Annotated in this window: 22 protein-coding genes, 4 tRNA genes and 1 riboswitch; of the genes, 7 read left to right on the top strand and 19 right to left on the bottom strand. The window is 61.3% G+C overall.

The annotated features are described in order from the left end of the window. Positions 1-94: 94 nt before the first annotated feature. From prfB to R1W01_RS04100, 4 genes are all read right to left on the bottom strand, one after another. Complete coding sequence (prfB, locus tag R1W01_RS04115) at positions 95-1222, bottom strand: peptide chain release factor 2 (protein ID WP_297756179.1); 1128 nt, start codon at positions 1220-1222, stop codon at positions 95-97. A 96-nt stretch (positions 1223-1318) separates the two neighbouring features. Then, positions 1319-3871 (bottom strand): penicillin-binding protein 1A, encoded by a 2553-nt coding sequence (locus R1W01_RS04110; protein ID WP_297756181.1) that lies wholly within the window; start codon positions 3869-3871, stop codon positions 1319-1321. A gap of 112 nt (positions 3872-3983) precedes the next feature. Beyond that, positions 3984-5213: an N-acetylmuramoyl-L-alanine amidase gene (locus R1W01_RS04105; RefSeq protein WP_297756183.1), complete on the bottom strand. Its 1230-nt coding sequence runs from the start codon at positions 5211-5213 to the stop codon at positions 3984-3986. A 124-nt stretch (positions 5214-5337) separates the two neighbouring features. Beyond that, positions 5338-6489: a pyridoxal phosphate-dependent aminotransferase gene (locus R1W01_RS04100; protein WP_297756185.1), complete on the bottom strand. Its 1152-nt coding sequence runs from the start codon at positions 6487-6489 to the stop codon at positions 5338-5340. 58 nt (positions 6490-6547) lie between these two features. Here R1W01_RS04100 and R1W01_RS04095 point away from each other — a divergent pair, with 58 nt between their 5' ends. Both R1W01_RS04095 and R1W01_RS04090 read left to right on the top strand, forming a co-directional pair. Beyond that, entirely contained in the window at positions 6548-7885 is a 1338-nt protein-coding gene (locus R1W01_RS04095; protein WP_243612435.1) for a M48 family metalloprotease, read from the top strand. 16 nt (positions 7886-7901) lie between these two features. Further along, complete coding sequence (locus R1W01_RS04090; protein ID WP_297756189.1) at positions 7902-8651, top strand: DsbA family protein; 750 nt, start codon at positions 7902-7904, stop codon at positions 8649-8651. Between the two features lie 89 nt (positions 8652-8740). On the opposite strand, the gene ispG is transcribed toward R1W01_RS04090, so the two are convergent. From ispG to hemA, 3 genes are all read right to left on the bottom strand, one after another. Then, positions 8741-9865 carry a flavodoxin-dependent (E)-4-hydroxy-3-methylbut-2-enyl-diphosphate synthase gene (ispG, locus tag R1W01_RS04085; protein WP_243612433.1) on the bottom strand — a complete coding sequence of 375 codons (1125 nt, stop codon included), beginning with the start codon at positions 9863-9865 and terminating at the stop codon, positions 8741-8743. 79 nt (positions 9866-9944) lie between these two features. Next, the gene (locus R1W01_RS04080) at positions 9945-11141 is read right to left on the bottom strand and encodes a helix-turn-helix domain-containing protein (RefSeq protein ID WP_243612432.1); all 1197 of its coding nucleotides are present in this window, start codon (positions 11139-11141) and stop codon (positions 9945-9947) included. A 110-nt stretch (positions 11142-11251) separates the two neighbouring features. Continuing rightward, entirely contained in the window at positions 11252-12481 is a 1230-nt protein-coding gene (gene hemA, locus R1W01_RS04075) for a 5-aminolevulinate synthase (protein WP_297756370.1), read from the bottom strand. Positions 12482-12704: 223 nt separating this feature from the next. Here hemA and R1W01_RS04070 point away from each other — a divergent pair, with 223 nt between their 5' ends. Continuing rightward, positions 12705-14081: a M20/M25/M40 family metallo-hydrolase gene (locus tag R1W01_RS04070; RefSeq protein WP_297756193.1), complete on the top strand. Its 1377-nt coding sequence runs from the start codon at positions 12705-12707 to the stop codon at positions 14079-14081. Positions 14082-14162: 81 nt separating this feature from the next. On the opposite strand, the gene R1W01_RS04065 is transcribed toward R1W01_RS04070, so the two are convergent. The 3 genes from R1W01_RS04065 to R1W01_RS04055 all read right to left on the bottom strand — a co-directional run bounded on the left by R1W01_RS04065 (position 14163) and on the right by R1W01_RS04055 (position 14595). Then, positions 14163-14384, bottom strand: coding sequence for an RND transporter (locus R1W01_RS04065; protein ID WP_297756195.1), 222 nt, complete (start codon positions 14382-14384; stop codon positions 14163-14165). Positions 14385-14410: 26 nt separating this feature from the next. Next, positions 14411-14487: transfer RNA gene (locus R1W01_RS04060), tRNA-Asp, on the bottom strand. A gap of 31 nt (positions 14488-14518) precedes the next feature. Then, a tRNA-Asp gene (locus R1W01_RS04055) sits at positions 14519-14595 on the bottom strand. Positions 14596-14998: 403 nt separating this feature from the next. Here R1W01_RS04055 and R1W01_RS04050 point away from each other — a divergent pair. After that, positions 14999-16786 (top strand): M10 family metallopeptidase, encoded by a 1788-nt coding sequence (locus R1W01_RS04050; RefSeq protein WP_297756197.1) that lies wholly within the window; start codon positions 14999-15001, stop codon positions 16784-16786. A gap of 80 nt (positions 16787-16866) precedes the next feature. Here R1W01_RS04050 and R1W01_RS04045 read toward each other — a convergent pair whose 3' ends face one another. The 4 genes from R1W01_RS04045 to R1W01_RS04030 all read right to left on the bottom strand — a co-directional run bounded on the left by R1W01_RS04045 (position 16867) and on the right by R1W01_RS04030 (position 19696). After that, positions 16867-17643 (bottom strand): cobalamin-binding protein, encoded by a 777-nt coding sequence (locus R1W01_RS04045; RefSeq protein ID WP_297756199.1) that lies wholly within the window; start codon positions 17641-17643, stop codon positions 16867-16869. 4 nt (positions 17644-17647) lie between these two features. Next, positions 17648-17950, bottom strand: a complete 303-nt coding sequence (locus R1W01_RS04040; protein ID WP_243612426.1) for a hypothetical protein — start codon at positions 17948-17950, stop codon at positions 17648-17650. 120 nt (positions 17951-18070) lie between these two features. Continuing rightward, positions 18071-18290, bottom strand: a riboswitch (cobalamin riboswitch). A gap of 126 nt (positions 18291-18416) precedes the next feature. Then, complete coding sequence (locus R1W01_RS04035; protein WP_243612425.1) at positions 18417-18839, bottom strand: DUF4345 domain-containing protein; 423 nt, start codon at positions 18837-18839, stop codon at positions 18417-18419. Positions 18840-18868: 29 nt separating this feature from the next. Then, complete coding sequence (locus tag R1W01_RS04030) at positions 18869-19696, bottom strand: NAD(P)H-binding protein (RefSeq protein WP_297756201.1); 828 nt, start codon at positions 19694-19696, stop codon at positions 18869-18871. A 144-nt stretch (positions 19697-19840) separates the two neighbouring features. Between R1W01_RS04030 and R1W01_RS04025 the strand changes: the two genes are divergently transcribed. After that, complete coding sequence (locus tag R1W01_RS04025) at positions 19841-20812, top strand: AraC family transcriptional regulator (RefSeq protein ID WP_297756203.1); 972 nt, start codon at positions 19841-19843, stop codon at positions 20810-20812. Positions 20813-20845: 33 nt separating this feature from the next. Here R1W01_RS04025 and R1W01_RS04020 read toward each other — a convergent pair. From R1W01_RS04020 to R1W01_RS04010, 3 genes are all read right to left on the bottom strand, one after another. Beyond that, positions 20846-20921 (bottom strand) — tRNA-Val (locus R1W01_RS04020). A 119-nt stretch (positions 20922-21040) separates the two neighbouring features. Next, positions 21041-21115, bottom strand: a tRNA-Val gene (locus R1W01_RS04015). Positions 21116-21134: 19 nt separating this feature from the next. Next, the gene (locus R1W01_RS04010) at positions 21135-21551 is read right to left on the bottom strand and encodes an HU family DNA-binding protein (protein WP_297756205.1); all 417 of its coding nucleotides are present in this window, start codon (positions 21549-21551) and stop codon (positions 21135-21137) included. Positions 21552-21666: 115 nt separating this feature from the next. Here R1W01_RS04010 and R1W01_RS04005 point away from each other — a divergent pair, with 115 nt between their 5' ends. After that, positions 21667-22110, top strand: a complete 444-nt coding sequence (locus R1W01_RS04005; protein ID WP_297756207.1) for a tail fiber domain-containing protein — start codon at positions 21667-21669, stop codon at positions 22108-22110. A 73-nt stretch (positions 22111-22183) separates the two neighbouring features. Here the strand turns inward: R1W01_RS04005 and lon are convergent, their stop codons facing one another. Beyond that, positions 22184-24580: an endopeptidase La gene (gene lon, locus R1W01_RS04000; protein ID WP_243612420.1), complete on the bottom strand. Its 2397-nt coding sequence runs from the start codon at positions 24578-24580 to the stop codon at positions 22184-22186. 275 nt (positions 24581-24855) lie between these two features. On the opposite strand from lon, the gene R1W01_RS03995 reads away from it, so the two are divergent. Continuing rightward, positions 24856-25773, top strand: a complete 918-nt coding sequence (locus R1W01_RS03995; RefSeq protein ID WP_297756210.1) for a glycosyltransferase — start codon at positions 24856-24858, stop codon at positions 25771-25773. Here the strand turns inward: R1W01_RS03995 and tgt are convergent. Further along, on the bottom strand, positions 25770-26900 hold the full coding sequence (gene tgt, locus R1W01_RS03990) for a tRNA guanosine(34) transglycosylase Tgt (RefSeq protein ID WP_297756211.1): 1131 nt from the start codon (positions 26898-26900) through the stop codon (positions 25770-25772). The genes R1W01_RS03995 and tgt overlap by 4 nt on opposite strands. Positions 26901-26951 lie beyond the last annotated feature (51 nt).

The following is a 26951-nucleotide window of genomic DNA, read 5'->3' as shown; positions in this document are numbered from 1 at the left end:
TCTTGCCGAAAATATCCTGGGGTGAATTGGCCTCATTGAAGCCAAGAGGGGCAAAGCCCCTGCGACGTCCCCTGCCTGTTCGCCGTCGTGCCGCTTAATCCTCGGCTTGGGCGTCGGCGCGGCTCTTGCCCGCGACATCCATGGCAAGCGTCGCCGCCATGAACCCGTCGAGATCCCCATCCAACACGCCTTTGGTGTCCGAGGTCTCGAAATTCGTGCGCAGGTCTTTCACCATCTGGTAGGGCTGCAATACGTAAGACCGGATCTGGTTGCCCCAGCCCGCATCCCCCTTGGCCTCATGCGCCTCGTTGATCGCCGCGTTGCGCCGGTCAAGCTCAAGCTGATAGAGCCGTGATTTCAGGGCCTTCATCGCGATATCGCGGTTCTGGTGCTGCGACTTTTCCGAAGAGGTGACAACGATGCCAGTCGGCTCGTGGGTGATCCGCACGGCCGAGTCGGTGGTGTTGACGTGTTGACCGCCTGCCCCGGACGACCGGTATGTATCAATGCGGATATCGGACGGGTTGACCTCAATCTCGATATTGTCGTCCACCACCGGATAGACCCAGACCGAACTGAACGAGGTATGCCGCTTCGCCGCCGAGTCATAGGGCGAGATCCGCACAAGGCGGTGCACGCCGCTCTCGGATTTGAGCCAGCCATAGGCGTTGTGGCCAGAAATCTTGTAGGCGGCGGACTTGATCCCGGCCTCTTCGCCCGCTGTCATCGACTGAAGCTCGACCTTGTAGCCCTTCTTTTCGGCCCAACGCACATACATCCGCGCCAACATCGACGCCCAGTCACAGCTCTCCGTGCCGCCCGCGCCCGAGTTGATCTCGAGGAAGGTATCGTTGCTGTCCGCCTCTCCATTGAGAAGCGCCTCAAGCTCTTTCTCCGCGGCCTTCACCGCAAGCGCCTTGAGCGCTGCCTCGGCGTCGGCGACAACCTCGTCATCCTCTTCCATTTCGCCAAGCTCGATCAATTCGACATTGTCGTTGAGGTCGGTCTCAATGCCGTTCACCGTATCAAAGGCATCGACCAGGTTCTGCCGCTCGCGCATGAGCGTCTGCGCCGCGTCCGGATCATTCCAGAGGTCCGGGTCTTCGACCCGCGCGTTGAATTCCTCAAGCCGATACTTGGCCGTCTCCCAGTCCATGCGCTGGCGCAGCAATTCGAGCGATTTTTCGATCTCTGCAACGATGGTCTGGGTCTCTGCGCGCATCTGGCTGTCCGTTTCTTTGTCTTGGTGTCAGGTCCGCGTGATAAACCAGCGCCTTGACGCGGGCAAGGCGGCGCGTGGTCTTCAGGCGTCTTGGGGCTAGTAGAGGCCGCCGGAACTCAGCGTGCCGAAATCCGCTTTCGGGCCGACCACGGTCTTCTTGCCGGTCGAGGTGGTGACCTCGGTGACGCCCGTGTTGACCTCTTCAAATAGCGGCAGGTTCGACCCCATGGCGAAACCACCATCATACATCACGCCGAACACCGGTTCTTCGCCGTCACGGAAATACTCCGCCACAACATTCGCCCCCGACGCTTCGTTTTCAAGCCGTGCACCGGTGTAGCGATCAATCTTGATGAAATGGCCCCCCGGCGGCACCTGGAACTTGCCGGCGCCGTATTTCTCGATGGCTTCGCTCATGAACTCCTGGAACACTGGGCCACAGGTCGATCCACCATAGGTGCCCCGGCCAAGCGGACGCGGCCGGTCATGACCGATGTAACAGCCCGCAACGAGCGTGTTGGTGAAGCCAATGAACCAAACGTCCTTGGCCTCGTTCGTGGTCCCGGTCTTGCCCGCAACCGGCACGGGTAGATTGACTGTCCCCGAGGCCGTGCCGCGCTGCACCACGCCCTGCATCATCGAGGTGAGCTGGTAGGCGGTGATCGCGTTCATCACACGCTCGCGGTTGCTGACGATGCGCGGCCCGCGCGTCGGCGCGATGTCGGACCGGTCGCAATCCACACAGTCACGCTTGTCGTGGCGATAGATCGTCTCGCCATAGCGGTCCTGCACCCGGTCAACGAGGGTCGGCTCTACCCGCTCGCCGCCATTGGCGAACATCGCATAGGCCGCAACCATCTGGAACAGCGTCGTCTCTTCCGAGCCAAGCGAGTTGGCAAGGTAGGTGCCCATATTGTCATAGACGCCAAAGCGTTCGGCATAATCGGCGACGACCTCCATCCCGACCTCTTGCGCAAGGCGAATGGTCATCAGGTTCCGGCTCCGTTCGATGCCCGTGCGAAGCGGCGTCGGGCCGTAGAATTTGTTCGACGAGTTGCGCGGACGCCAGACGCCCTGCGGCGTGTCAATTTCAATCGGCGCGTCGATGACAATCGTCGCAGGGCTATAGCCGCTGTCGAGCGCCGAGGCATACACGAAAGGCTTGAACGACGACCCCGGCTGCCGCTTTGCCTGCGTCGCCCGGTTGAACACCGAATCCTGATAGCTGAACCCGCCCTGCATCGCGATCACGCGGCCGGTGTTGACGTCCATCGCCATGAACCCGCCCTGCACTTCCGGCACCTGCCGGAGCGACCAGCGCACGAAACTGCCATCGTCTTCCTTGGTGATCGCCCGCACGAGCACCACATCGCCCACGTCAAGAAGATCGCCCGCCACCTTCGCCTTGCGCCCAAGCTTGCCCTCTTCGAGCAGTGGCCGCGCCCAAGTTACGTCCTTGGCGGCGATGAAATGGCCATCGGCGTCATCATCAATGCCTTCGATGCCGATCCGCGCATCGTTCTTGCCCACCTCGAGAACAACCGCCGGATGCCAGCGCCCCTCAAGATCAACATCGCGGGGCAGATCCAGATCACCAAGCGCCGCGCGCCATTTGCCCTCATCCGACAGGAGCTCAGGGTCAATCGTTTCACCTGTGCCGCGCCAAACCCCGCGTGAGCGGTCGTATTTCTCAAGCGCGTGGCGCAGCGCCCGCGCCGCGATCTCCTGCATCTCCGGGTCGATCGTCGCGCGCACCGTCATGCCGCCGGAAAAGAACTCGTCCTCGCCGAAATCTTCCGATAGCTGGCGGCGGATTTCATCGGTGAAATAGTCCCGCGGCGGCAGTGCCGATTTGAAGCTGTCAAAGTCGCCATTCTGAACCGAGCGCAGCGGCATCGCCTTCTCGGTCTCATAGCTCGCATCCGAAATATACCCGTTCTCCGCCATCTCGCGCAGAACGAAGTTGCGCCGCGACAAAAGCCGCTCCTTGCGGCGCACCGGATGATAATCCGACGGTGCCTTGGGCATCGCCGCAAGCGTCGCCGCCTCATGCGGGGTCAACTCGCTGAGCGACTTGTTGAAATAGGTCTGCGCTGCCGCCGCCACGCCATAAGAATTCTGCCCGAGGAAAATCTCATTGAGGTAAAGCTCGAGGATCTGATCCTTGGAAAGCGTCTCTTCAACGCGCGTGGCAAGGATGATCTCTTTGATCTTCCGCTCAAGCCGCCGGTCGCCGGAGAGAAGGAAGTTCTTCATCACCTGCTGAGTGATCGTCGAGGCCCCGCGCACATTCTGCCCACGCGACCGCACCGCCTCAAAGGCCGCCGCTGCGATCCCCCGCGCGTCATACCCGCTGTGGGTATAGAAATTCTTGTCCTCTGCCGAGATGAACGCTTCCTTCACCAGATCGGGAATCTCGGCCGACGGCACGAAAAGGCGCCGTTCCTTGGCAAACTCGTCGATGATATGGCCTTCGCCCGAGTAAATCCGGCTGATCGTCGGGGGCTTATATTGTGCAAGCGCCTCGTGGCTCGGAAGATCGCGCCCGTACATCCAGAACACCGCACCGATGGATAGCGCGATCACGGCTGCGCCCATCGTCACGAAGGTGAAGATGGTCCCCATGAAGGAAAGAATGAATCGGATCACGCGCTTACCCCGTTTCGCACTCGGTCATGAGGCTTCTATATAGGCCGTGCGCGAGGGGGTCAAAACACATCCCCGCGCTTGCCTGCCCCTTTTGGGCACCTTTTTGCTTGCATTACTGCCGCAAGAGGGCGCGCATCTCTTCGTCTTCCTGCACCCAAAGCTGAAGCGCATCGCGAATGCCCCCCGCCATAAGCGCGCGCCAATTCGGATCGGTCAGCCGTGCAAGGTCTTCCTCCGACGACAGGAACCCCACCTCGAGAAGCACCGAAGGCACGTCCGCCGCCTTCAAAACCGAGAACCCGGCGTGGCGCAGGGGCTTCTTGTTGGTGGACCCGGTGCTTTCTTCGATCTGTTTGACAAGCATGCGCGCGAAAAGCTCTGTGCGCGGCTGTGTCTCGAGCCGCGCAAGATCGAGAAGCACATTCGCCACCTCGTCATCCGCCTGCGACAGATCAATCCCGGCAAGGATATCGGCCCGGTCATGGCGCTCGGCAAGGATTTCCGAGGCCTTGTCCGAGGCTTCCTCCGAAAGGGTATAAACCGTCGCCCCCGTGGCATGCCCATGGCGCAACGCGTCGGCATGCAAGGAGATAAAGACATCCGCCCCGACCTCATGCGCGATCGACACCCGCCGCTCAAGAGACACGAACACGTCCTCGTCCCGCGTCAGCACAACTTCGAATGCCCCCGTGCGCCGCAAGGTGTCGCGCAATTCCCGCGCAAAGGTCAGCATCAGGGTCTTTTCGTTGACATCGTCGCGCTCGGCCCCCGGATCAATCCCGCCGTGGCCGGGGTCGATCACGACGACCACGGGCGCCCAGTCGGGCCGCGCCTCTCGTGCGCCTGTCATTGGCAAGGCTGGCTCCGGTAAATCCCAACGCGGATCGCGCGGAGCGCCCGCAAGCGCGGCATAGTCTTCTGCGCTCACGGGATCGAGCACCAGCTCGAGCTGCGCCGCACCGCTGATCTCATCGACGGCAAGGGCCGCCGTCTCGACCGCAAGCGCTTCGGTCAGCTCGACCACCATCCGGCTCCAACCGGGGCGGAACTGACCAAACTGCACGGCCCCGATCCCCTCTGCCGCGCCAAACGTCTCGGGCGTCACACCGCGCCAGTCCACCTCGCGGAAATCGAGAACAAGCCGCCGGGGCGCCTCAAGCTGAAACACCCGCCAAGGCACGCCTTGCGACAGGCCAAGCCGAAAGGTCACAGACCCCCGCCAGCCCTCGCTGAACCCGCTCTTGGCGGCCTCGACGCGCGCAAGCCCGCTCAACTCCTGCGCCTGTCCCGGCGCGGCAAACGCCCAGACAAGCGCGCAAATGACGGCAATGATCCTGCTCATGATCCCTCTCGCGGGTGATCTGTTTTCCCGCATCCTATACCGATGTCGTGTTTCTTGAAATGAAATCCGCACCACCGCGATACAGACGCAATACCGACGTAATACCGACGTTGGTTCTTGGGCCTTAGGCGAAGCCGCGTGCCCTCATGAAAGCGCCAAGCCGGGCAAGCCCTTCCTGCATGTCCGCCGTCGAACGCGCATAGGAAAACCGCAAGGTTCCCCCGCCCCGCACCGGATCAAAATCAAGCCCCGGCGTCACTGCAACCCCCGCCTCGTCAAGGATCTCGCGGGCAAAAGCGCGGCTATCATCAGTGTATTGGCTCACGTCCACATAGACATAAAACGCCCCATCGGGCGGCGCGAAACGGTCAAAGCCGATCTTCGGCAAACCCTCGATGAGAAGCTGCCGGTTTTTCCGGTAAACCCCCATATTCGCTTGCAATTCCTCGTGGCACTCCATCGCTCCAAGGGCCGCAACCTGGCTCACATGTGGGGCGCAAATGAACATGTTCTGCGCCAGTCGCTCAACCTTGCGCACATGGTCTTCTGGAACCACCATCCACCCCACGCGCCATCCCGTCATAGAGAAATACTTGGAGAAGGAATTGATGACATAGCAGTCATCCGTGATCTCAAGCGCCGTCACCGCCTTGGCCTCATATTCGATGCCGTGGTAGATCTCATCGCTGATAAACGCAGCCCCCTTGGCCTGCGCCGCCTCCACAAGCGCTCGCATCGCCCCATGGTCAAGCATCGTCCCCGTCGGATTCGCCGGCGACGCCACCATCAACCCCTGCACGTCCATTTCTGCAAAATCATCCGGCACAGGCTGAAGCCGGTTGGCTTCGGACGTTGGCAAATCAACGGGTTGCAGAGACAAGGCTTTGAGAATTTGTCGGTATGACGGATACCCCGGCGCCCCAATGGCAACACGGTCACCAGCGTCAAACAGCGATGTAAACGCCAACAGGAACCCCGCCGACGACCCAGACGTGACCACCACACGCTCGGGATTGAGGTCGACCCCGTACCACTCACCATATAGCTGCGCGATGCGCTCGCGCAGCGCCGGAAGGCCAAGCGCCACGGTGTATCCCATCGCGTCCTCTTCCATCGCCCGCGCCACAGCCTGTCGCGCGCCCTCTGGCGCGGCGGTCCCCGGCTGACCGACCTCCATATGGATAATATGGCGCCCCGCGTCCTCGGCCTGCCGCGCGGCTTCCATCACGTCCATCACAATAAAGGGATCAACGGCGCTTCGGGTTGAGTTTCGCATGGTTTTCCTTCCTATTGGCCCCATGTTTGTTACCCGCTGTTTTCACCGCGAAAAGACCATGGCGTCAATCCATCCGCTCAAGGCAATCGCCATTGTGCTTGCCACGCTTGCCCTGACATTCACGAGCAGCGCCGCCAAGGCTGTTTCTCTGATCCGGGATCCCGATATTGAGCACGCCCTGAACCGCGCCGCTGCGCCGGTTCTTGCGGCCGCTGGTCTCGGCGGCAATGTTCAGGTGCTCGTCGTCAACGACCGAAGCCTGAACGCCTTTGTCATCGACAACAACCATATCTTCATCCACCTCGGCATGCTCCTGCGCATGGACACGCCCGAGATGTTTCAGGCGGTGGTTGCCCACGAAGCGGCCCATATCACCAACGGTCATATCTCTCGCCGCATCACCAACATGGGCGCTGCGCAAACCGCCGCCGGGCTTGGCCTCGCCCTCGCCGCTGCGGCCGCCGCGGCCACGGGCAATGCCAATGCCGGTGTGGGAATCGCCCTCGGGACAACCGCCACGGCCGAGCGCCGCTTCCTCGCTCATACCCGCGCCGAGGAAGTGGCCGCCGACCAGACCGGCGTGCGCTACATGAGCCGCGCCGGCGTTGATCCGCAAGGCGCGGTTGACGTGCACGAGATCTTTCGCGGCCAGGAAGCCCTCAATACCTCGCGCCAGGATCCCTATATGCGCTCGCACCCGCTGACACGCGACCGCATCCGCACCATGAAAAGTTATGCCGCGGCCCATGCCGACAAAGCCAAGCCTACCGACCCAGACGTCGCCTATTGGTATGCCCGCGCGCGCGCCAAGCTCGCCGCCTTCACGCTCTCGCCCGGCTGGACCCTGAACCGCCTCGGCGAAAGCCCCACCCAAGACATCCGCCTCATGCGCGAGGCCGCCGCACGCCATCGCCTATCGCAATTCAATGCGGCGCTCACCGCGATCAACAGCGCGATCAAGCTGCGCCCCGAAGATGCTTTCTACTACGAGCTGAAGGGCCAGATTCTGCTCGAGAACCGTCGCTTCAATGACGCGGTCAGCGCCTATCGCAAATCGGCGGCCCTTGCGCCGCGCAACGCACTTTGCCTCGCAAGCCTCGGTCGCGCCCTCCTCGCCGCCGACCGTCCCCGCGAGGCGCTCGACGCGCTTGAGAAATCGCGAAATCGCGACTTCCGCAATGGGCTCATGCTGCGCGACCTCGGCGCGGCCTATGCGCGCACTGGCAACAACGGCATGGCCGCGCTCTCCGCAGCCGAGCGATACGCCTTGCAAGGCCGTCTCAAAGATGCAGGAGTGCTCGCCAAACGGGCCAGCGGCCTCCTGCCCACCGGTTCGCGCGGTTGGCGCCGCGCCGAAGATATCCTGCGCCAAGCCGAGCGCGCCGAAAAGAAATAGACTGACGGAGTTCGACATGTTCAAGACCCTCACCACCGCCGCTTTCCTCGGAGCCGCTGCGCTGCCCGCGGCGGCGCTTGACCTCAACAACCTGAGCGATGCCGAGCGCGACGCCTTCCGCGCCGAGGTCCGTGCCTACCTGCTCGACAATCCCGGCGTCATCATGGAAGCCGTGGAGATCCTCGAAAAGCAGCAACAGGCCGCAGCCTCTGCGCATGACTTCTCACTGGTCAAATCCAACCGCGAGGCGATCTTCAACGACGGCTATAGCTTCGTCGGCGGCAACCCCGAGGGCGACATCACGCTGGTAGAATTCGTCGATTACCGCTGCGGCTATTGCCGCAAGGCCCATGACGAGGTGAAGCAACTGGTCGAGATGGATGGCAATATCCGCCTCATCTACAAAGAGTTCCCCATCCTCGGTGAAGATTCCCTCGCCTCTTCGCGTTTTGCCATCGCCGTGAAACAAGTCGCGGGCGACGAGGCCTATGCCCTGGTCCACGATGCCCTGATTACCTTCAACGGCGACGTCACCGAAACCGCGATGACCCGCCTCTCCGATGCACTCGGCTTTGATACGGATGCCGTGCTCGCCCAGATGCAAAGCGAGAGCGTCACAGCAGAGATCGCCCAGACCCGCGCCCTTGCACAGAAGCTCGCCATTTCGGGCACACCGACCTTCGTCCTCGAAGATCAACTGCTGCGTGGCTACATGCCGCTCGCAGGGATGCAAGCGCTCGTCGATGAGAAACGCAACGACGGCTAATCGGACGCCGACCGCGTCCATCTTCTCTGTGAAAATACTCGGGGTGAATTGTGCCAAAGGCGCAAGAGGGGCAACGCCCCTCCCCCGCTTTACTCCGCCGCCGCAGCGGTGTCCGCTTCGATCTCGGCAGCGCGGCGTTCGACCTGTTCGACGATATGGTCGACCATCTCCTCGTTGGACATCTTGTGGCTCTGTTTGCCAGCAAGATAGACCATCCCAGACCCGGCGCCACCGCCGGTAAAGCCCACATCCGTCATCAACGCCTCACCCGGCCCGTTCACCACGCAGCCAATGATCGAAAGACTCATCGGCGTGTGAATATGCGCCAACCGTTTTTCCAACTCGTCCACCGTCTTGATCACGTCAAACCCCTGACGCGCACAGGACGGACACGAAATGATGTTGACCCCACGATGGCGCAGACCGAGCGACTTCAGGATCTCAAACCCGACCTTCACCTCCTCGACCGGATCGGCACTTAGCGAGACGCGCAGCGTATCGCCAATACCCATCCACAACAGATTGCCAAGCCCGATCGCAGATTTGATCGTCCCGCTCACAAGGCCGCCTGCCTCTGTCACCCCAAGGTGAATCGGCGCATCGGTCGCCTCTGCAAGCTGCTGATAGGCAGCGGCGGTCATGAACACGTCGCTCGCCTTCACGCTAATCTTGTAATCGTGGAAGTCGTTGTCCTCGAGAATGCGGATATGCTCGAGCCCCGACTCCACCATCGCATCCGGGCAGGGTTCGCCATATTTCTCAAGCAGGTGCCGCTCGAGCGAACCGGCATTGACCCCGATCCGGATCGAACAGCCATGGTCCTTGGCGGCCTGGATGACCTCTTTGACCCGCTTTTCATCGCCGATATTGCCGGGATTGATCCGCAGGCAGGCCGCACCGGCCTCTGCCGCCTCAATGGCGCGTTTATAGTGGAAATGGATGTCGGCCACGATCGGCACGGTGCTTTCGCGCACGACCTCCTTGAGGGCCTTGGTTGCCGCCGCGTCCGGGGTCGAGACCCGCACGATGTCGGCCCCGGCCTCTGCTGCCGCCTGAACCTGCGCCACGGTCGCCTTGACGTCGGCGCTATCGGTGTTGGTCATGGTCTGCACCGCGATCGGCGCATCCCCCCCGACCGGCACGTTGCCGACCATGATCTGGCGCGATTTACGGCGTTCGATATTCCGCCACGGACGAATGTGGTTCATCGACATGAAAAGGCCCCTCACCTCATACAGGTTCAGGGCCTATGTAAGTTGCATATGCCACGGGGGCAATGCGCGATACAGGGATTTACTCGGCGTTGATCTGCGCCGCGTCCGCCTCGGCAACGATACGCGCAAGGTCCGGATCCATATCGAGATCTGCAAGATCGTAGGATTCCAAAAGACGATCCGCATCAAGCGCAAGATCGCCAATCCGGTTCGTGCCTTCGCCCACCGGGCCGAACACCGCACCATTGACCTTAAAATAGATCGCGCCGCTCATGCCGGCGGTGAGGGTTGGGGCGTCTTCCGACTTGGGCAGCAGATATTCCTCGCCAGGGTTGAGGATTTTCTCATGCAACACCGTGCCATCCGCCGAACGCACACGGACCCAGGCCGGACGCACAGCCATCAACACGAGGTCTTGCGCATCGCTTTCGACAACCTGCGGCATCACCCGGTCAAGTTCTTCCTCGGACACCGCCGCGACAAGCGAGGCATCCGGCGTGAAAACACCGACTGTATCGGGATTGAGCGTCGAGATCGGTGCATCGCGCGCCACCATGACCGGCACGTCAAGCGCTTGCGGTCGATAGAGACGATCAAGGGATTGCGATGGCGGTGTAAAGACACCCGCCTGCGCCGTGACGCGCCCATCAGCCTTCTCCGGCTGCGAGGTTGCCTCTTTCAGAGGGTCCAAATCCGCCAGCACCACCGGCGTTTGATCCACTGGCGCAAGTTGAACGCGTTGAATTTGGTTCAGCACCGACCACCCGCCATAGCCAAGCGCGGCAATCAGCGCGACAAGAACGAGGGACGAGCCAATTGCCTGCGGCTCAATCCGGCTCAGAAGGGATTCCGGAGCCGGGGAAAACGGCATGATGGGTGCTTCGAGCGGATCATTGCCGCGCTCGCGTCGCTCGGCCAGCATATCGCTCTTGCGGATCGTCGAGGCCTCGGCAGCCATGCCATGCGCGGTCGCAAAACCGCTTTCACGGCAGAAATGCGCAAACGCTGTATCCGGGTCCATCCCGAGATAGCGCGCATATGACCGCACGTAGCCAGCAATGAAGCCGGGTGTCTCAAAGGCGTCTGGATTACAGTCTTCTATGGCGGAAATGTAATTCGCCCGGATGCGCAATTCGCGTTGCACATCGAGGAGCGATTTCCCCATTGTCGCGCGTTCCCCGCGCATCATATCGCCGAGCCGAAGATCATAGTCGTCAAAGCCTTTCGGCCCTAACGTTTCCTCAACGGAGCTGCGCTGTCCCTTGCGCCTGATCATTACATTTGCCTCACTGCAATGCCGATCCGTTACCGTTTCCCGATTCGGATCGGGTTCTTTGTTGAGGCTAAAGTAACACAGCGCAACAGAAATTGCACCTTACTTGCAGGTCACCCGGCAAGCTCGGCACGATTCAGCGCACAGTGCGACCAAAGCTGATCCATCGCGCGGACAAGCTTGTCCATTTCCTTCGGCCCATGCACCGGCGACGGCGTGAAGCGGAGGCGTTCCGTGCCGCGCGGCACGGTGGGGAAATTGATCGGCTGCACGTAGATGCCGAAATCCTGCAAAAGCATGTCCGAAAGTTTCTTGGTATGCACCGGATCGCCGACGATCACCGGCACGATATGGCTGCCGTGGTCGATGATCGGCAGGCCCATGCCCTTCAGGCGCAGTTTGAGCACCTTGGCCTGTTCCTGATGCTTATCGCGCAGCTTCTGCCCCTCGCTGGTCTTCAGGAAGGCGACAGAGGCTGTCGCGCCTGCGGCCAATGCCGGAGCAAGCGAGGTCGAGAAGATGAACCCCGGCGCATAAGAGCGCACCGCGTCGCACATCTTTGCGCTTGCCGCGATATAGCCGCCCATCACGCCATAGGCCTTGGCCAGCGTTCCGTTGATAATGTCGAGACGGTCCATCAGGCCATCGCGTTCACAGATCCCTGCCCCGCGCGCGCCGTACATGCCGACCGCGTGCACCTCGTCGATATAGGTCAGGGCGTTGAATTCATCCGCAAGATCGAGAATCGCCTCGATCGGGCCGAAATCGCCGTCCATCGAATAGACCGATTCAAAGGCGATGAGCTTCGGCGCCGCCGGATCATCCGCCTCGAGCAGTTCGCGCAGATGCTGCACGTCGTTGTGGCGGAAGATGCGCTTGGCCCCGCCATTGCGGCGCACGCCTTCGATCATCGAGGCGTGGTTCAACTCGTCAGAATAGATGATAAGACCGGGGAAAAGTTTCGGCAGGGTCGAAAGCGTCGCGTCATTGGCGATGTAGGCCGAAGTAAAGAGAAGCGCCGCTTCTTTCTGGTGGAGATCGGCAAGCTCTGCCTCGAGGCGCTTGTGATAAACGGTCGTACCCGAGATGTTGCGCGTCCCGCCCGACCCGGCGCCCGTCGCATCCACGGCTTCATGCATCGCGGCGAGGACAACGGGATGCTGACCCATGCCGAGATAGTCATTGCCGCACCACACGGTGATCGGCTGTTTTTCCCCGTCCGGACGGGTCCAGACAGCATGCGGGAAGTTACCTTTTTCGCGTTCGATATCGATAAACGTCCGGTACCGGCCCTCTTCATGAAGGCGGTTCAGAGCGTCATCGAGCTTGGCATTATAATCCAAAGGTGTTCTCCCGATCTTAACTGGCATTCGCTTGCGCGGGTCGGAGATGCCACATTTATTCACGTTCATGAATGGATATATCGCGCGCGTCCATCGAGCAATACGTTACATTTCGTAGCACCTTTAACATTGATCTCGGTCAAGCCCGCTGGACAGTCCTGCGATCGCTGTTAGGCTCCCTCCCAAATCACATTCCCACCCGAACGCGCAAGGAGAAATCCGCATGTCTCTCGACACTGTTCTGTCCCGTATTGATTCCGATCTAGACGCCGCTACCGAGCGGCTGCTCGATTTGCTGCGGATTCCCTCGGTTTCGACCGATCCGGCCTATAAAGAGGATTGCGACAAAGCTGCGGATTGGCTTGTGTCAGAACTGCAAGCGCTTGGAATTTCGGCTGAAAAACGCCCCACGCCCGGCCATCCCATGGTCGTGGGCCATGTCGATGGCGACGGGCCACACCTTCTTTTCTATGGCCACTATGATGTGCAACCCGTCGATCCTCTCGAGCTTTGGGATACCCCGCCGTTTGAGCCCGCAATCGAGGACACGCCTAAAGGAAAAGTGATCCGTGGCCGTGGATCCTCCGACGACAAGGGCCAGCTGATGACATTCGTCGAAGCCTGCCGCGCTTGGATCGCGGTGCACGGCAAATTGCCCTGCAAAATTACTTTCTTTTTCGAAGGAGAAGAAGAATCAGGCTCGCCCTCCCTTGTCCCCTTCATGGAGGAAAACGCCAAGGAACTCGGCGCCGATATCGCTCTGATTTGCGATACGGGCCTCTTCGAAAGCTCTGTGCCCGCGATCACGACACAGCTGCGTGGCCTTCTCGGTGAGGACTTTACCATCACTGGCCCCTCCCGCGATCTCCATTCGGGCATGTATGGCGGCATTGCCATGAATCCGATCCGCGTTCTGACGAAAATCCTCGCCGGGCTGCATGACGAGACCGGCGCCATTACCCTGCCCGGCTTCTATGATGACGTGCCCGAGCTGGCCGACGAGATTCGCGCCCAGTGGCAGGGCCTCAATTTCGACCACGAGAGTTTTCTCGGCGATGTCGGTCTGAAGTCGCCCGCAGGCGAACAAGATCGCACCCCGCTCGAGATGATCTGGTCGCGCCCAACCTGCGATGTGAACGGGATCTGGGGCGGTTATACTGGCGACGGCTTCAAGACCGTGCTGCCATCAGAAGCCTCGGCCAAGGTCTCTTTCCGCCTCGTTGGCCAACAAGACCCCGATAAGATCCGCAAGGCCTTCCGAAGCTACCTCGAAGACAACCTCCCCGAGGGGTTCACCGTCGAATACCGCACCGACAAGGGCGCGCCCGCCTCGCAAATGTCCATCGACGATCCCGCCTTCGAGAAGGCGCGCAAGGCGCTTTCCGATGAATGGCCGCGCCCGGCGGCCTATGTCGGCTGTGGCGGCTCGATCCCGATCGCGGGCTATTTCAAAGAAATCCTCGGCATGGACTCGATGCTCATCGGTTTTGGCCGCGACGACGACCAAATCCACTCCCCGAACGAGAAATACGACCTCGAAAGCTTCCACAAAGGCACGCGGTCCTGGGCGCGGATCTTGGACGAACTGAGCAAGGGGTAACCTTATTTGAGCGTCCGCAATCGATTTGCGGGCGCTCAATAGACAGGACGCAATCGCGTAGCGCGCACCCACCGCCAATCTTTAGCCGGACCTACCAGAACGCAGCCCCTTGATCGCAAGAACAAGAACCGGGGCACCATGCATCGCGAGGTCGAACCAATCGAGCGGGCGCACCAATGTGCCGGCCCCGAGCATCTTGAGCTTTTCCCATAGGTGCGGCTCAGGCAGGAACGGCGCCAACCCCAACAACAACGCCACAAGCGTCACATCGCGCCAACGAAGCCTGTCGATCCATGCCAACATACTTTTCTGACCTTTCAGGGAAGAAGTGGCGCGGTTGACGGGGCTCGAACCCGCGACCCCCGGCGTGACAGGCCGGTACTCTAACCAACTGAGCTACAACCGCGCATACGCTTCGGGTGCTGGACGGACAGTGGTGGCGCGGTTGACGGGGCTCGAACCCGCGACCCCCGGCGTGACAGGCCGGTACTCTAACCAACTGAGCTACAACCGCTCACTGTCCGCCCGGGGCTTGGCCCGAGCGTGAGGCGGTGTTTAGGCTGAGGCAGAGGGCGCGTCAAGCGCATATCCCGCGCGATGCGAAAGTTTTTTGACGGCCCTGTTCCCCCTCTCGCAAACCCAGACACCTTCCCCCATAGGACACCGGTTTTCATGCGATCTCAGGGGTCGAAGGCAGATGGTTTCGACGGCCCAACACATGCGACGCCATGCCCCTCCGAAAGGAGGTAAACCAAAGGTAAACGCGGGTTGACTCGAATCCCTTGGCACAAGATAGAAGACGCATAGCGAGATCGGCATTCCCTCAAAGATTGCACGTAGACGATCTGAACATTTGACCTTGATATTTGCCCGAGTCATTTCCCGCCTCGAGCATACCAGACGGAAAGATCACGAGTATGAGCGGCATTGGTAATAGCACAACCCTCGTCACCCAGAGCGGCGATGATTTCATCGACGGCGTCTTGACCAACCAGCGTTGGAGCGACGCCACGATCGAGTATTCCTTCACGACCGACGGTTCGGTCTACAGCTATTTCAGCTCCGATGGGCTCACCGATCTGCCCGCAAACCATGTCGATGTGACCAACCAGCAGAAACTGGCCGTACAATTCGCCCTCGATGCGGATAACGGCACCAATAGCGCCGCTTCCGCCGGCTTCTCCGTGGAAGGGTTCACAAATCTGGGCATCGACCTGGACACCACTCCGGATTCGTCTTTTTCTTCCCGCGAACATATTCGCATCGCCAACACGACCTCCTACCTTGTCCCGACCGCACGAGTCGGCGACTTCCCGGGCAATGACGAGACGAACGGCTCTGATGACAACGGCGACGTCTGGTTCGGCCCATATAGCAACAACATCTACCACACGCCGCAAGCGGGCAACTACGCCTGGGCGACCCATATCCACGAGCTTGGCCACGCGCTTGGCCTGAGCCACGGTCACTCCTACTGGGAGTTCACCGACCTTCCCTATGCCTATGACTCGATGGAATACTCGATCATGACCTATGCCTCCTATGTCGGGGCATATACTGGCGGTGGCTACACCAACGAAACTTGGGGCTATGCCCAGACCTGGATGATGGCCGATATCGCCGCGCTGCAATATATGTATGGTGCCGATTTCACGACCAACTCCGGCGATACCGTCTACAAATGGAACCCCGGTTCCGGCGACACGCTGGTGAATGGCCAGGTGGCCATCGACGCGGGTGGCAACGTGATTTTTGCGACGATCTGGGACGGTGGCGGCACCGACACCTACGATCTCTCCGCCTATTCGAGCGACCTCGAAATCGACCTGCGCCCCGGCCAGCACTCGGTCTTCGACCAGACCCAGCTCGCCGAACTGGACAAGTATGACATCGGCTCCGAAACCGCACGCGGCAGCATCTTCAACGCCCTGCAATACGAGGGCGACGCCCGCTCGCTGATTGAGAACGCCATCGGCGGCAGCGGCAATGACGAAATCGTCGGCAACGCCGCCGACAACGAGCTTCAGGGCGGCGCTGGCAACGATACCCTCACCGGTGACGTTGGAGACGATACCCTGCTCGGCAACAACGGCATCGACAGCCTTATCGGCGGAGACGGCTTTGACCGGCTCGAAGGCGGCGAAGGCGACGACACCCTGCGCGGTATGAAAAACGGCGATGTGGCCTATGGCGGCGACGGCAACGACACCATCTATGGCGGCAACGGCCACGATGACCTCTATGGCGAAGGCGACAACGACCGGATCTATGGTCATGGCGGCGCTGACCTGATCGAAGGCGGTATTGGCGGAGATCGCCTGTTCGGCGGTCGCGGCGATGACACGATCCTCGGCGGCAACGGCTATGATAGGCTCTTTGGCAGCAAGGGCCGCGATATTCTCAACGGTGGAATCGGCAACGATACCCTGACGGGCGGCGAAATGGCCGATACCTTCGTCTTTGACGATGGCTTCGGGCACGACATCATCCGCGACTTTGCCGCTGCCAACCTCGAAAAGGTCGACCTGTCCGGCGTGACCGAGATCACCGACTACACTGACCTGATCGCCAACCACCTTGTCGACGAGGGCGGCTTTGCCAAGATCGTGGACGGGGACAACTCGATCCTGCTCGAGGGTGTGGCGTATACCGACGTGCGCGACGGTGTGAACGGCTATACTGAGGACGATTTCCTCTTCGTCTGATCGCCGCGCCTCCCCGAGGCCGCATGAAGCTACCAAAGGCCGATCCCTCCGAGGGGTCGGCCTTTTCTCTAGCCAAAGCGCTAGGCCAATGCCGCGGCGATCGCGTCCAACCCATCGGTCAATGCGGCAGGACCGGGCTGTAGGATCAAGGGCGATTTGATCTCGACAATCCGCCCCTCCCGCACCGCGGGAATGCTGTCCCATCCGGCGCGCGCCGCGATTTTCTCAGGCCGGACTTTCTTGCCGCACCAAGACGCTAGGATCACGTCAGGCGCGGCTGCGATCACCTGTTGAGAGGTTACGAAACGGTCTTTGGCCTTGTCCTTGCCTGCAAGCTCTGGGAATGCCTCGCGCCCGCCCGCAATCTCGATCAACTCGGAAACCCAGCCGATACCGGTGATCATCGGTTCATCCCATTCCTCGAAATAGACCGTCGGACGGGCCCGCCCCTCTGCCTTCGCTTCGAGTTTCGCCAACCTCTGCTCATAGTGATGCACAAGTCGCGCCGCGCGCTTGCTCTGCCCCACCATCGCGCCCAGGTGTCGGATCATCGCAAGGATCCCGGCAACGTCGCGCTGATTATAGCCCATCACCGTGACGCCTTCGCGCAACAAGGCCGCGGCGATATCGGCCTGCAAGTCTGAAAAGGTCAACACAAGGTCAGGCTCAAGCGCGAGAATCTTGGGGATATCCGCCGAGGTAAACGCCGAAACCCGAGGCTTCTCGGCCCGCACCCGCTTGGGGCGCACCGCATAGCCCGACACGCCAACGATCCGATCTTCCGCACCAAGAAGATAAAGCGTCTCGACCGTTTCCTCTGTCAGGCACACGATCCGTTCAGGGGGAAAGCGTCTCATGCCGTCACGTTGCCGCGCGCCGCGCCCGAGCCCCACCGCGCCGAAGCTTGCGCGGCAGCGCCAAGGGCAATGGCTCAATCGGCACCCGCATCGACGCCAGAAGCAGATCGCAAAAAACCGCAATGGCGGGGGATGTGGCAATGAACGGCATTGCAGCGGTATAGGCCTGCATCGCCTCTTCGCGATAATGCGCCATCGGCTTCAGCGCCCCAAGCCACTGCATATATCCGAGCTGGCCAAGCTCGGTCGCCCGATCCGGGCACACATAGCCAATATCAAGTTGAGAAATCGTCCGTTTCAGAAGCATCGCGCCCTCCGCGCAAGAAGCGAGGGTAAGCGGCGCAGCGGCGATCGCGTGACGTATATAGCGTCCATCCCGGTCTCTCCGGCCCGTGGCACCCCGCCAGGGTTAAAGTGACTGCAGCGCGCGAAGCACGCCGGAGATGGCAGGTCTCCTGACTTGCGGGTCGTTGCTCTCCCGAACCTTCCCGAACCGCCCGCATTGCGGGTCTGGGTTCAGTGGCGTGTCTCGGGGTCGCTCACCGCTCACAGTTGCGGGGGCAGTCGTGGACTTGGGCCAAGGCCCGCACCACATTCCCTTTTCAGCCGGCCACGCAAGGCCGGACACCATCCCTTGCGTCGTCGCAGAAAAACCGCGCTGTGTCCAGCAAAAGCAGAGCCCATGCGACACAGGCGCAGCGCCGCATCAGGCAGCCTCAGACCAGAGGCGTGGGGCGAGGCCATCCAAGCGGCCCCGCCCCGGTCTCGCACCGTCACCCATGCAGTGCGGTGGTCTGCCGAAGCGCGGTCGCGCCTCGTGCGATCTGCCGCCATACCACGAGGCACAGCGCACCGATGAGGACTTCAAGACCAAGAACACTGGCGATCGCATCGCCGGGCCAGCCGTCAAGCACAATGCTGACCAGACGCCCGAAGACGAAAGCAAAATAGACAAGCGTCCCAAGCGCGGCGGACAAATGCGCGAGGCCGGGCCGGATGGCGCCCACAAAGACCAAGGCGCCAAGAGCGGCAAGGTTGGCACCGGGCGCGCGCAACTCGCTAAGAGCGGCCGGATTTTGGCTGATCTCGATCCCGTAACCGGCATAGAAGGCCTGTGGAACAAAGGTGATGGCAAGGCCGATCCCAAGCCCTGTGAGGCCTGCGACCCCGAGGATGAGTTTCTGAAAGAGTGTCATGTGTTTATCCTTTCAATAGCTGATCTGGTTCAGGCCGCATCGGCCCAGGCGCCGCTCTGTGCGGCGGTTTCTGCAAAGGTGAGGAAGTCACGCGGCGCTCGGCCCAGGGCGCGCTGCACACCGTCGGTCACATAGGCGTTGCGTCCGTCCAACGTTTCCCGCGCGATCCCCGTCAGCACATCGGCGATCATCTCGCCCTGCGCTTCGAGCAAAGCCGCATGGAAATCCTCAAACGAAATCGGCGCATGTGCGATCGACCGACCGCTGGCCTTTGAAAGCGCTTCGGCCATCTCGGCAAAGGTCATCAGGCGCGGACCGGTCACTTCATAAAGCGCGCCGTCATGGCCCGGTTCGGTCAGCGCCGCGACCGCCACATCGGCGATATCGTCGACATCGACAATCGGTTCCTGCACCTCGCCACCCGGCATCGGGACCACGCCTGCCATCACCGGCGCATGCAAAGCCCCTTCCGAGAAGTTCTGAGCGAACCAGGCCGCGCGCACGATGGTAAAGCGCAGACCAGAGCCGCGCACCACCTCTTCCGCGCGCTGTGCATGGTGCTCGCCCCGTCCAGTCAGCAGGACAAGCTTTTCAACGCCCGAGGCACGCGCCAGATCAACAAGGGCTGAAACGGCCTCCACCGCGCCGGGCACGGCGATATCAGGGAAATACGAGATATAGACAGAGGACACGCCTTCAAGCGCGGCAGGCCATGTCTCTGGCGCGCTCCAATCGAAAGGCCGCGCCGCGCGACGCGACCCGCGGCGCACCGGCAGGCCAAGCGCTTCGAGGCGGCGCGCAACACGCGATCCGGTCTTGCCGGTGGCGCCAAGAACTAGAGTGGTTTTGGTATGCATGGGGTTCTCCTTGGGATGCATAGGTCGTTTGATGCCCCCAAGGTATCGACGCGCTCTGGATGAACAATTCCCGCACGTCCGGATTTATTACCCCATCGTCCAGCATATCTGGACGTAAGGTGATAATCACGCCACAATACCCCCATGACACAGCCCCACGTCCCCAACCCCGACCTCCTCGCGCAACCCATCGGTGATCCGCTGGGCGAGATCCTGCACCTGCTAAAACTGACCGGCACCTTCTACTGCCAGTCGCGACTTAGCGCGCCATGGGGCATCACCATTCCCGGCTTTCCCGAAGTGATGAGCTTTGCCGTCGTGATCGGCGGTCGGGCTTGGATGAAAGTTGGTGACGACGCCCCTTTCGAGATTCAGAAAGGCGATCTGGTGCTGATGACCCACGGCGCACCGATCAACCTCTATAGCGACGCCGAAGCCCGGCTGATGCAGCTCGAAGACCTGCCGATCCGCAAGGTGACCGAGCTATATGAGACAGTCGAATACGGCGGTGGCGGGGCGGAATGCAGCATCATGTACGGGCTCGTGCGTCTCGATCACGCCTCAAGCCCGATGCTGATGGCGCTTCTGCCGGATGTGCTCAAAATCGACCCGTGGGAGGAAGAGGCCGGAAGCTGGCTCCAGGGCACGTTGCAGTTTATCGCCCGCGAAGCCCGCGAGCTGCGCCCCGGTGGCGAAACCGTCATCACCCGACTGGCCGATGTCCTTGTGATCGAGGCGATCCGCCGTTGGCTCAGCCGATCGCAAGAGGCCGACCGCGGTTGGCTCAAGGCAGCGCGAGATCCCCAGATCGGACGCGCCATCGTCGCCATTCATCGCGATCCGGCCGCCGATTGGACGGTCGAGAGCCTCGCACAGGTGGCGGGCATGTCACGCTCGGCCTTTGCGGCGCGCTTCACCGGTCTCGTTGGCACACCTGCCATGCAATACCTGGCCCAGTGGCGCATGAACCTCGCACGGCGCTCCTTGCGCGAAACCAGCCACCCCATTGCATCCATCGCCGCCGACCTCGGCTACCAATCCGAACCCGCCTTCAACCGCGCCTTCAAACGCGTCTTCGGCACAACACCCGGTCAGGCACGACGAAACGCTTCATGACCACGCAGCTTCTTTGATTTCAAAGGGATGGGATGGTGGGTCGTGAGAGGCTCGAACTCCCGACATCTTCGGTGTAAACGAAGCGCTCTACCAACTGAGCTAACGACCCGATGCGCGCTTTATTAGCCGCGCCTGCGGGCGGGTTCAACAGGAATTTTCACCGACCTTCCAAACCAGTCGCCAAAAAGAAGAAGGACGCTCAACCCTTGCGGGGAGCGCCCTTGAAACTGGTGGGTGATAAGAGATTTGAACTCCTGACATCTTCGATGTGAACGAAGCGCTCTACCACTGAGCTAATCACCCGGTGACGCGCTATGTAGCCTCACTCCGCAGCCTCTGCAACCCCTTCTTTCGCGCCCTCGGGCTGCTTTTTTGGCTGGCGCAGGCGGACGTTCATCACCTTGCCGTTCGACACTTCTTTGGCGCGCTGTACCTTCATTTTACCGAATGGCCGCAGGTTGAGCTCGCGCCCTTCGTCCAGTGCTTCGCCGAGCACGGCAAGCATCGCTTCCACGGTCGGCTTGGCAAAGCGCTTCTTGATGCCGGAGCGTTCGACAACCATGTCGATCAGCTCTTTCTTTTTCATCTCGGGGCCGGCAACCACCGGCTTGGCCTCGTTGACGACAACCGGCTTTGCGGCGGCGGCGCTGGCCGTCTTGCGCTTGGTTGTGGTCTTACGGGCGGTGCTCGCGGGTTTGCGCGTCGTGCTCTTGGCGCGGGTTGTGGTCGTCTTGGCCATCTTGGACTCACCTCACTGTTTTCGGTTTGGAAACAGCGTAACAGCCATGCCGCATTGACTCCAGATGACATTTCGAGAACGCTTTGTGACACGCGCCAAACAAGGGGATTATGTCATGCGACACACCGCCATTGCCACTCTTCTCATCACCTCGCTGACCGCCACGACCGCCTTGGCAGGCCCGCCGGCCACAGCCTTTGGGACACCCACGGTCTCCTCACAATCCGTGGCTGACGACGCCGCCAGCGCCTCGACCCCGGCGATCGCCATTGTCGGCCTCTTGGCACTGACCATGGCGCTTCTTGCAACGTCGAGCAGCCCTGCGCCCCTGCCCGCCCCAAGCGATGAGCGTCTCAAGACGGATATCGACCGCGTCGGCACCGCCGCGAACGGTCTGCCGCTCTATCATTTCCGCTACAAGGGCCACGCGCAGGTCTTCGAAGGCGTCATGGCGCAGGATGTGCTTGCCCATACGCCCGACGCGGTCCTGACCATGCCCGGCGGCTATCTTGCCGTGGACTACGGCATGCTCGGCCTGTCGATGACGCGGGTCGACTGATAGCACCGCCGACCAACGAAAAAGGGCGTGGATTTCTCCACGCCCTTTGTCATTTGCAGGTCTCTGACGGAGATCAATGCGCTGTGGCGCTGGTCCCTTCGTCGCGCGCGAGGGCTGCGGCGACTTCTGCCGCCTCGTCCCATTCGATCGCATCCGGCTCTCGTACCAGCGCGAGCTTGAGCACGTCGCGCACATGGCTCACCGGGATGATCTCGAGGCCTTCCTTGACGTTGTCGGGAATCTCCGCGAGGTCTTTCTCGTTTTCCTCGGGGATCAGCACCGTCTTCACGCCGCCACGCAGCGCCGCAAGAAGCTTCTCCTTGAGACCACCAATCGCCGAGGCATTGCCGCGCAGCGTGACCTCGCCGGTCATGGCGATATCCTTGCGCACCGGAATCCCCGTGAGCGTCGAGACAATCGCCGTCACCATAGCGAGACCCGCCGACGGCCCGTCCTTGGGCGTCGCCCCGTCCGGCACGTGAACGTGGATGTCCCACTTGTCAAACAGCGGTGGCTTGACCCCGATCTGCGGCGCGATAGAGCGCACATAGCTCGAGGCCGCGTCGATGGATTCCTTCATCACATCGCCAAGCTTCCCGGTGGTCTTCATCCGGCCCTTGCCCGGCAGGCGCAGCGCCTCGATAGAGAGAAGATCGCCCCCGACACTGGTATAGGCCAGCCCCGTGACAACCCCGACCTGATCTTCCTTCTCGGCGAGACCATAGCGGAACTTCTTCACGCCAAGGAAATCGTCAAGGTTTTCCGGCGTCACGTCGACCGCTTCGGTCTCGCCCTTGACGATCTTGGTCACCGCCTTGCGCGCCAATTTGCCAAGCTCACGCTCGAGGTTCCGCACCCCCGCCTCGCGGGTATAGGTGCGGATCATCTCCATGAGCGCCTCCGGCTCGATCGAGAACTCCTTGGCCTTGAGCCCGTGGTTCTTGACCTGCTTGGGCACAAGGTGCCGCGTCGCGATCTCCGCCTTCTCTTCCTCGGTGTAACCCGCCAGCGGGATGATCTCCATCCGGTCGAGAAGCGGCCCCGGCATGTTGTAGCTATTGGCCGTGGTCAGGAACATCACGTTGCTGAGGTCGTATTCAACCTCAAGGTAATGGTCCACAAACGTGCCGTTCTGCTCCGGGTCGAGCACTTCGAGCATCGCCGACGCCGGGTCGCCCCGGAAGTCCTGACCCATCTTGTCGATCTCATCGAGCAGGATAAGCGGGTTCGTCGTCTTCGCCTTCTTCAGCGCCTGAATGATCTTGCCCGGCATGGAGCCGATATAGGTCCGACGGTGGCCGCGGATTTCGCTCTCATCGCGCACCCCCCCAAGGGAAATGCGGATAAATTCGCGCCCCGTCGCCTTGGCCACGGATTTGCCAAGCGAGGTCTTACCGACGCCCGGAGGCCCGACAAGGCACAGGATCGGCCCCTTGAGCTTGGCAGACCGCTGTTGCACCGCGAGATATTCGACAATGCGCTCCTTGACCTTCGCAAGCCCGTAGTGATCCTCATCAAGGATCGTTTCGGCACGGCCTAGATCTTTCTTCACGCGGGATTTCTTGCCCCACGGGATCGACAGCATCCAATCGAGATAGTTGCGCACGACAGTCGCCTCGGCGCTCATCGGGCTCATGTTCTTGAGCTTCTTGAGTTCCGCCTCGGCCTTTTCCTTGGCCTCTTTCGAAAGCTTGGTTGCGGCGATCTTCTCTTCGAGTTCAGCGATTTCGCCCTCGCCGTCCTCACCGTCGCCAAGCTCCTTCTGAATGGCCTTCATCTGCTCATTCAGGTAATATTCGCGCTGCGTGCGCTCCATCTGGCTCTTGACGCGTGTCTTGATCTTTTTCTCGACCTGCAAGACGCTCATTTCGCCCTGCATCAGCCCATAGACCTTCTCAAGCCGCTCGCTGACCGAAAGCGTCTCCAGAAGTTCCTGCTTCTGGTCGACCTCGATGCCAAGATGCCCCGCCACGAGATCGGCAAGCTTTTGCGGCTCAACCGTCTCGGAGACCGCCGAAAGCGCCTCTTCGGGGATGTTCTTCTTGACCTTGGCATAGCGCTCGAACTCGTCGGTGACGGTCCGCAATAGCGCCTCAATGGTGGCTGCGTCGCCCGGAAGCTCCGTCAGGTATTCGGCCTCGGCCTCAAAGAAATCGTCGTTTTCGATGAAATGGGTGATCTGCACACGGCTTACGCCCTCGACCAGCACCTTCACGGTGCCATCGGGCAGTTTCAGAAGCTGTAGCACATTGGCCAACACGCCAGCGCGATAGATACCATCGGCATCCGGGTCATCAATCGCCGGGTCGATCTGGCTCGACAGAAGGATTTGCTTGTCATCTGCCATGACTTCTTCGAGCGCCCGTACAGATTTGTCGCGCCCCACGAAAAGCGGCACGATCATGTGCGGGAACACCACGATATCGCGCAGTGGCAGCACAGGATAAGAAGAATTGAGAGGCTCTTGCATACTCGGTCCTTGTTCTTGGCAAAACGACACGGGCCCCATAAGCGGCAACCCTTTGGCCGTTTCCGTTTCCTCACAGTCTAAGGTGGGGCATACCCCTGCCAGTTTCAACTGTTCCGGCTCGTCGGCACACAATGCCGCCCCCGGACAGGAGCCACAAGCCGCGAATCCGGGCAATGCATGAAAAATTCCCCAGCAAACCGCGCCCCCGGCTTGCTGGACAGCCCCGCGCCCCAAGGCTATCGTCGCCCCGTCCCGCCCCTGATCTCCCGGTTTCAATGATCCAGTCCCCGACCCTCGCCGCCCTCGTCGTGACGATGAACCGTCCCGACCAGATCCGGCAAACCGTTGCGCGGCTACGCAGCGAAGGCGCGGACTATCTGGTGATCGTGGACAATGGATCAGACGCCGACACCCGTGATTGGCTGCGCTCGCTTGAGGATGACCAGACCCGCATTCTGCTCACCGACCGGAATCTCGGTGGCGCGGGCGGCTTTGCCCGCGCCCTGACCGAAGCGCGTGAGGCATTCGATCCCGATTGGTATCTCCTGATGGATGATGACGCCCGCCCCGACCCCGGCGCGCTTGCCGCTTTCCGGGCGATGGACAAGACCGGCTGGGACGCGCTCGCCGCCGCGGCCTATTACCCGGACGGCACGATCTGCGAAATGAACCGCCCGCTGGTCAACCGCCTTTCCGGCCCCGGTTTCATCCCCACGCACCTCACGCCCGAGGACTACGCCAGCCCCTATACGCGCCCCGTCGCAGCCTCGTCCTTTGTCGGCCTCTTCCTGACCCGCACGGCGGTGCGCACCATTGGCCTACCCGATCCCGACCTTTTTCTTTACATGGAAGACGGGCTCTATACCCTCGCCCTGACCCGCGCGGGGCTGCGTCTTGGCTTTGCGCCAAAACTCCGCTTCACCCATGATTGCCAGACACTTGCAACGCGCACCTCAGGCTTTCGCCCGGTGTGGAAAGCCTATTACTACCATCGCAATCTGCTGATCTTCTATCGCCGCGCGATGGGGCCACTTGTCTGGCCAACCCTCGCCTATCTTATCCCGCGCTGGCTCATGAAAACGCGCGATCAAAAGGGCGAGGCCCGCGCCTTCCTGCGCTACCTTGCCCGCGCGATCCGCGACGGACTGCGCGGCCGCACAGGCACCGGTCCGGTCGAGAACGGCGAGGTCTAGACCGGCTCGATATCGCCAAGCGCGCGGGTCGCGTGGAACTCCGCTTCCCATGCCTCGAACGTGCCCGCCGCAATCGCGTCGCGCATCCCCTGCATGATCTCTTGGAAATAGTGCAGGTTGTGCCAGGTGAGTAGCATCCCCGAAATCATCTCACCCGCACGATAGACGTGGTGCAGGTAGGCCCGGCTATAGCTGCGGCACGCCGGACAGGTGCAATGCTCATCCAAGGGGCGCGGATCATCCGCATGGCGCGCGTTCTTGATATTGACCTGTCCCCGCCGGGTCCACGCCTGCCCCGTGCGCCCCGAGCGGCTCGGCAACACGCAATCCATCATGTCGATACCGCGCTTGACCGCGCCGACGATATCATCCGGCTTGCCCACCCCCATAAGGTAGCGCGGCTTGTCCTGTGGTAGGTATCCCGGCGCATAGTCGAGGCAATCGAACATCGCCTCTTGCCCCTCGCCGACGGCCAGCCCGCCGATCGCATAGCCATCGAACCCGATGGCCTTGAGCGCCTGCGCACTTTCCTCGCGCAGATCGGCCTCAAGCCCGCCCTGCATGATCCCGAAAAGCGCATGGCCGGGACGATCCCCGAACGCCTCCTTGGATCGCTCCGCCCACCGCATCGAAAGCCGCATCGACTCGGCGATCCGATCCCGATCCGCCGGAAGCGCCGGGCATTCGTCGAAACACATAACGATATCCGAGCCGAGCAGCCGCTGGATTTCCATCGACCGCTCCGGCGTCAACTCATGGCGCGAGCCGTCGATATGGCTCTTGAAGGTCACGCCCTTCTCGGTGAGCTTGCGCAGGTCGGCAAGGCTCATGACCTGAAACCCGCCCGAGTCCGTGAGGATTGGCCGGTCCCAATTCATGAATTTGTGCAAGCCCCCCAACCGATCAATCCGCTCTGCCGTCGGGCGCAGCATCAGATGGTAGGTGTTGCCGAGAAGGATATCAGCCCCCGTGTCACGCACGCTTTCGGGCATCATCGCCTTGACCGTCGCCGCCGTGCCCACCGGCATGAAAGCAGGCGTGCGGATGTCGCCACGCGGGGTCCGGATCACGCCCTTGCGCGCCGCGCCGTCGGTGGCCTCAAGTTCAAAGGAAAAGCGGGATGTCATGCGATACCTTTCGGGTTTTTCTTTCTCCAACCACAAAAGCGCGGCCTTGTA

Origin of the sequence: Shimia sp. FJ5 (assembly GCF_032918335.1) — a bacterium.
Lineage (GTDB): Bacteria > Pseudomonadota > Alphaproteobacteria > Rhodobacterales > Rhodobacteraceae > Shimia > Shimia aestuarii_A.
The sequence above is the reverse complement of the archived record's forward strand: the minus strand, read 5'-3'. Positions and strand labels throughout refer to the sequence as shown.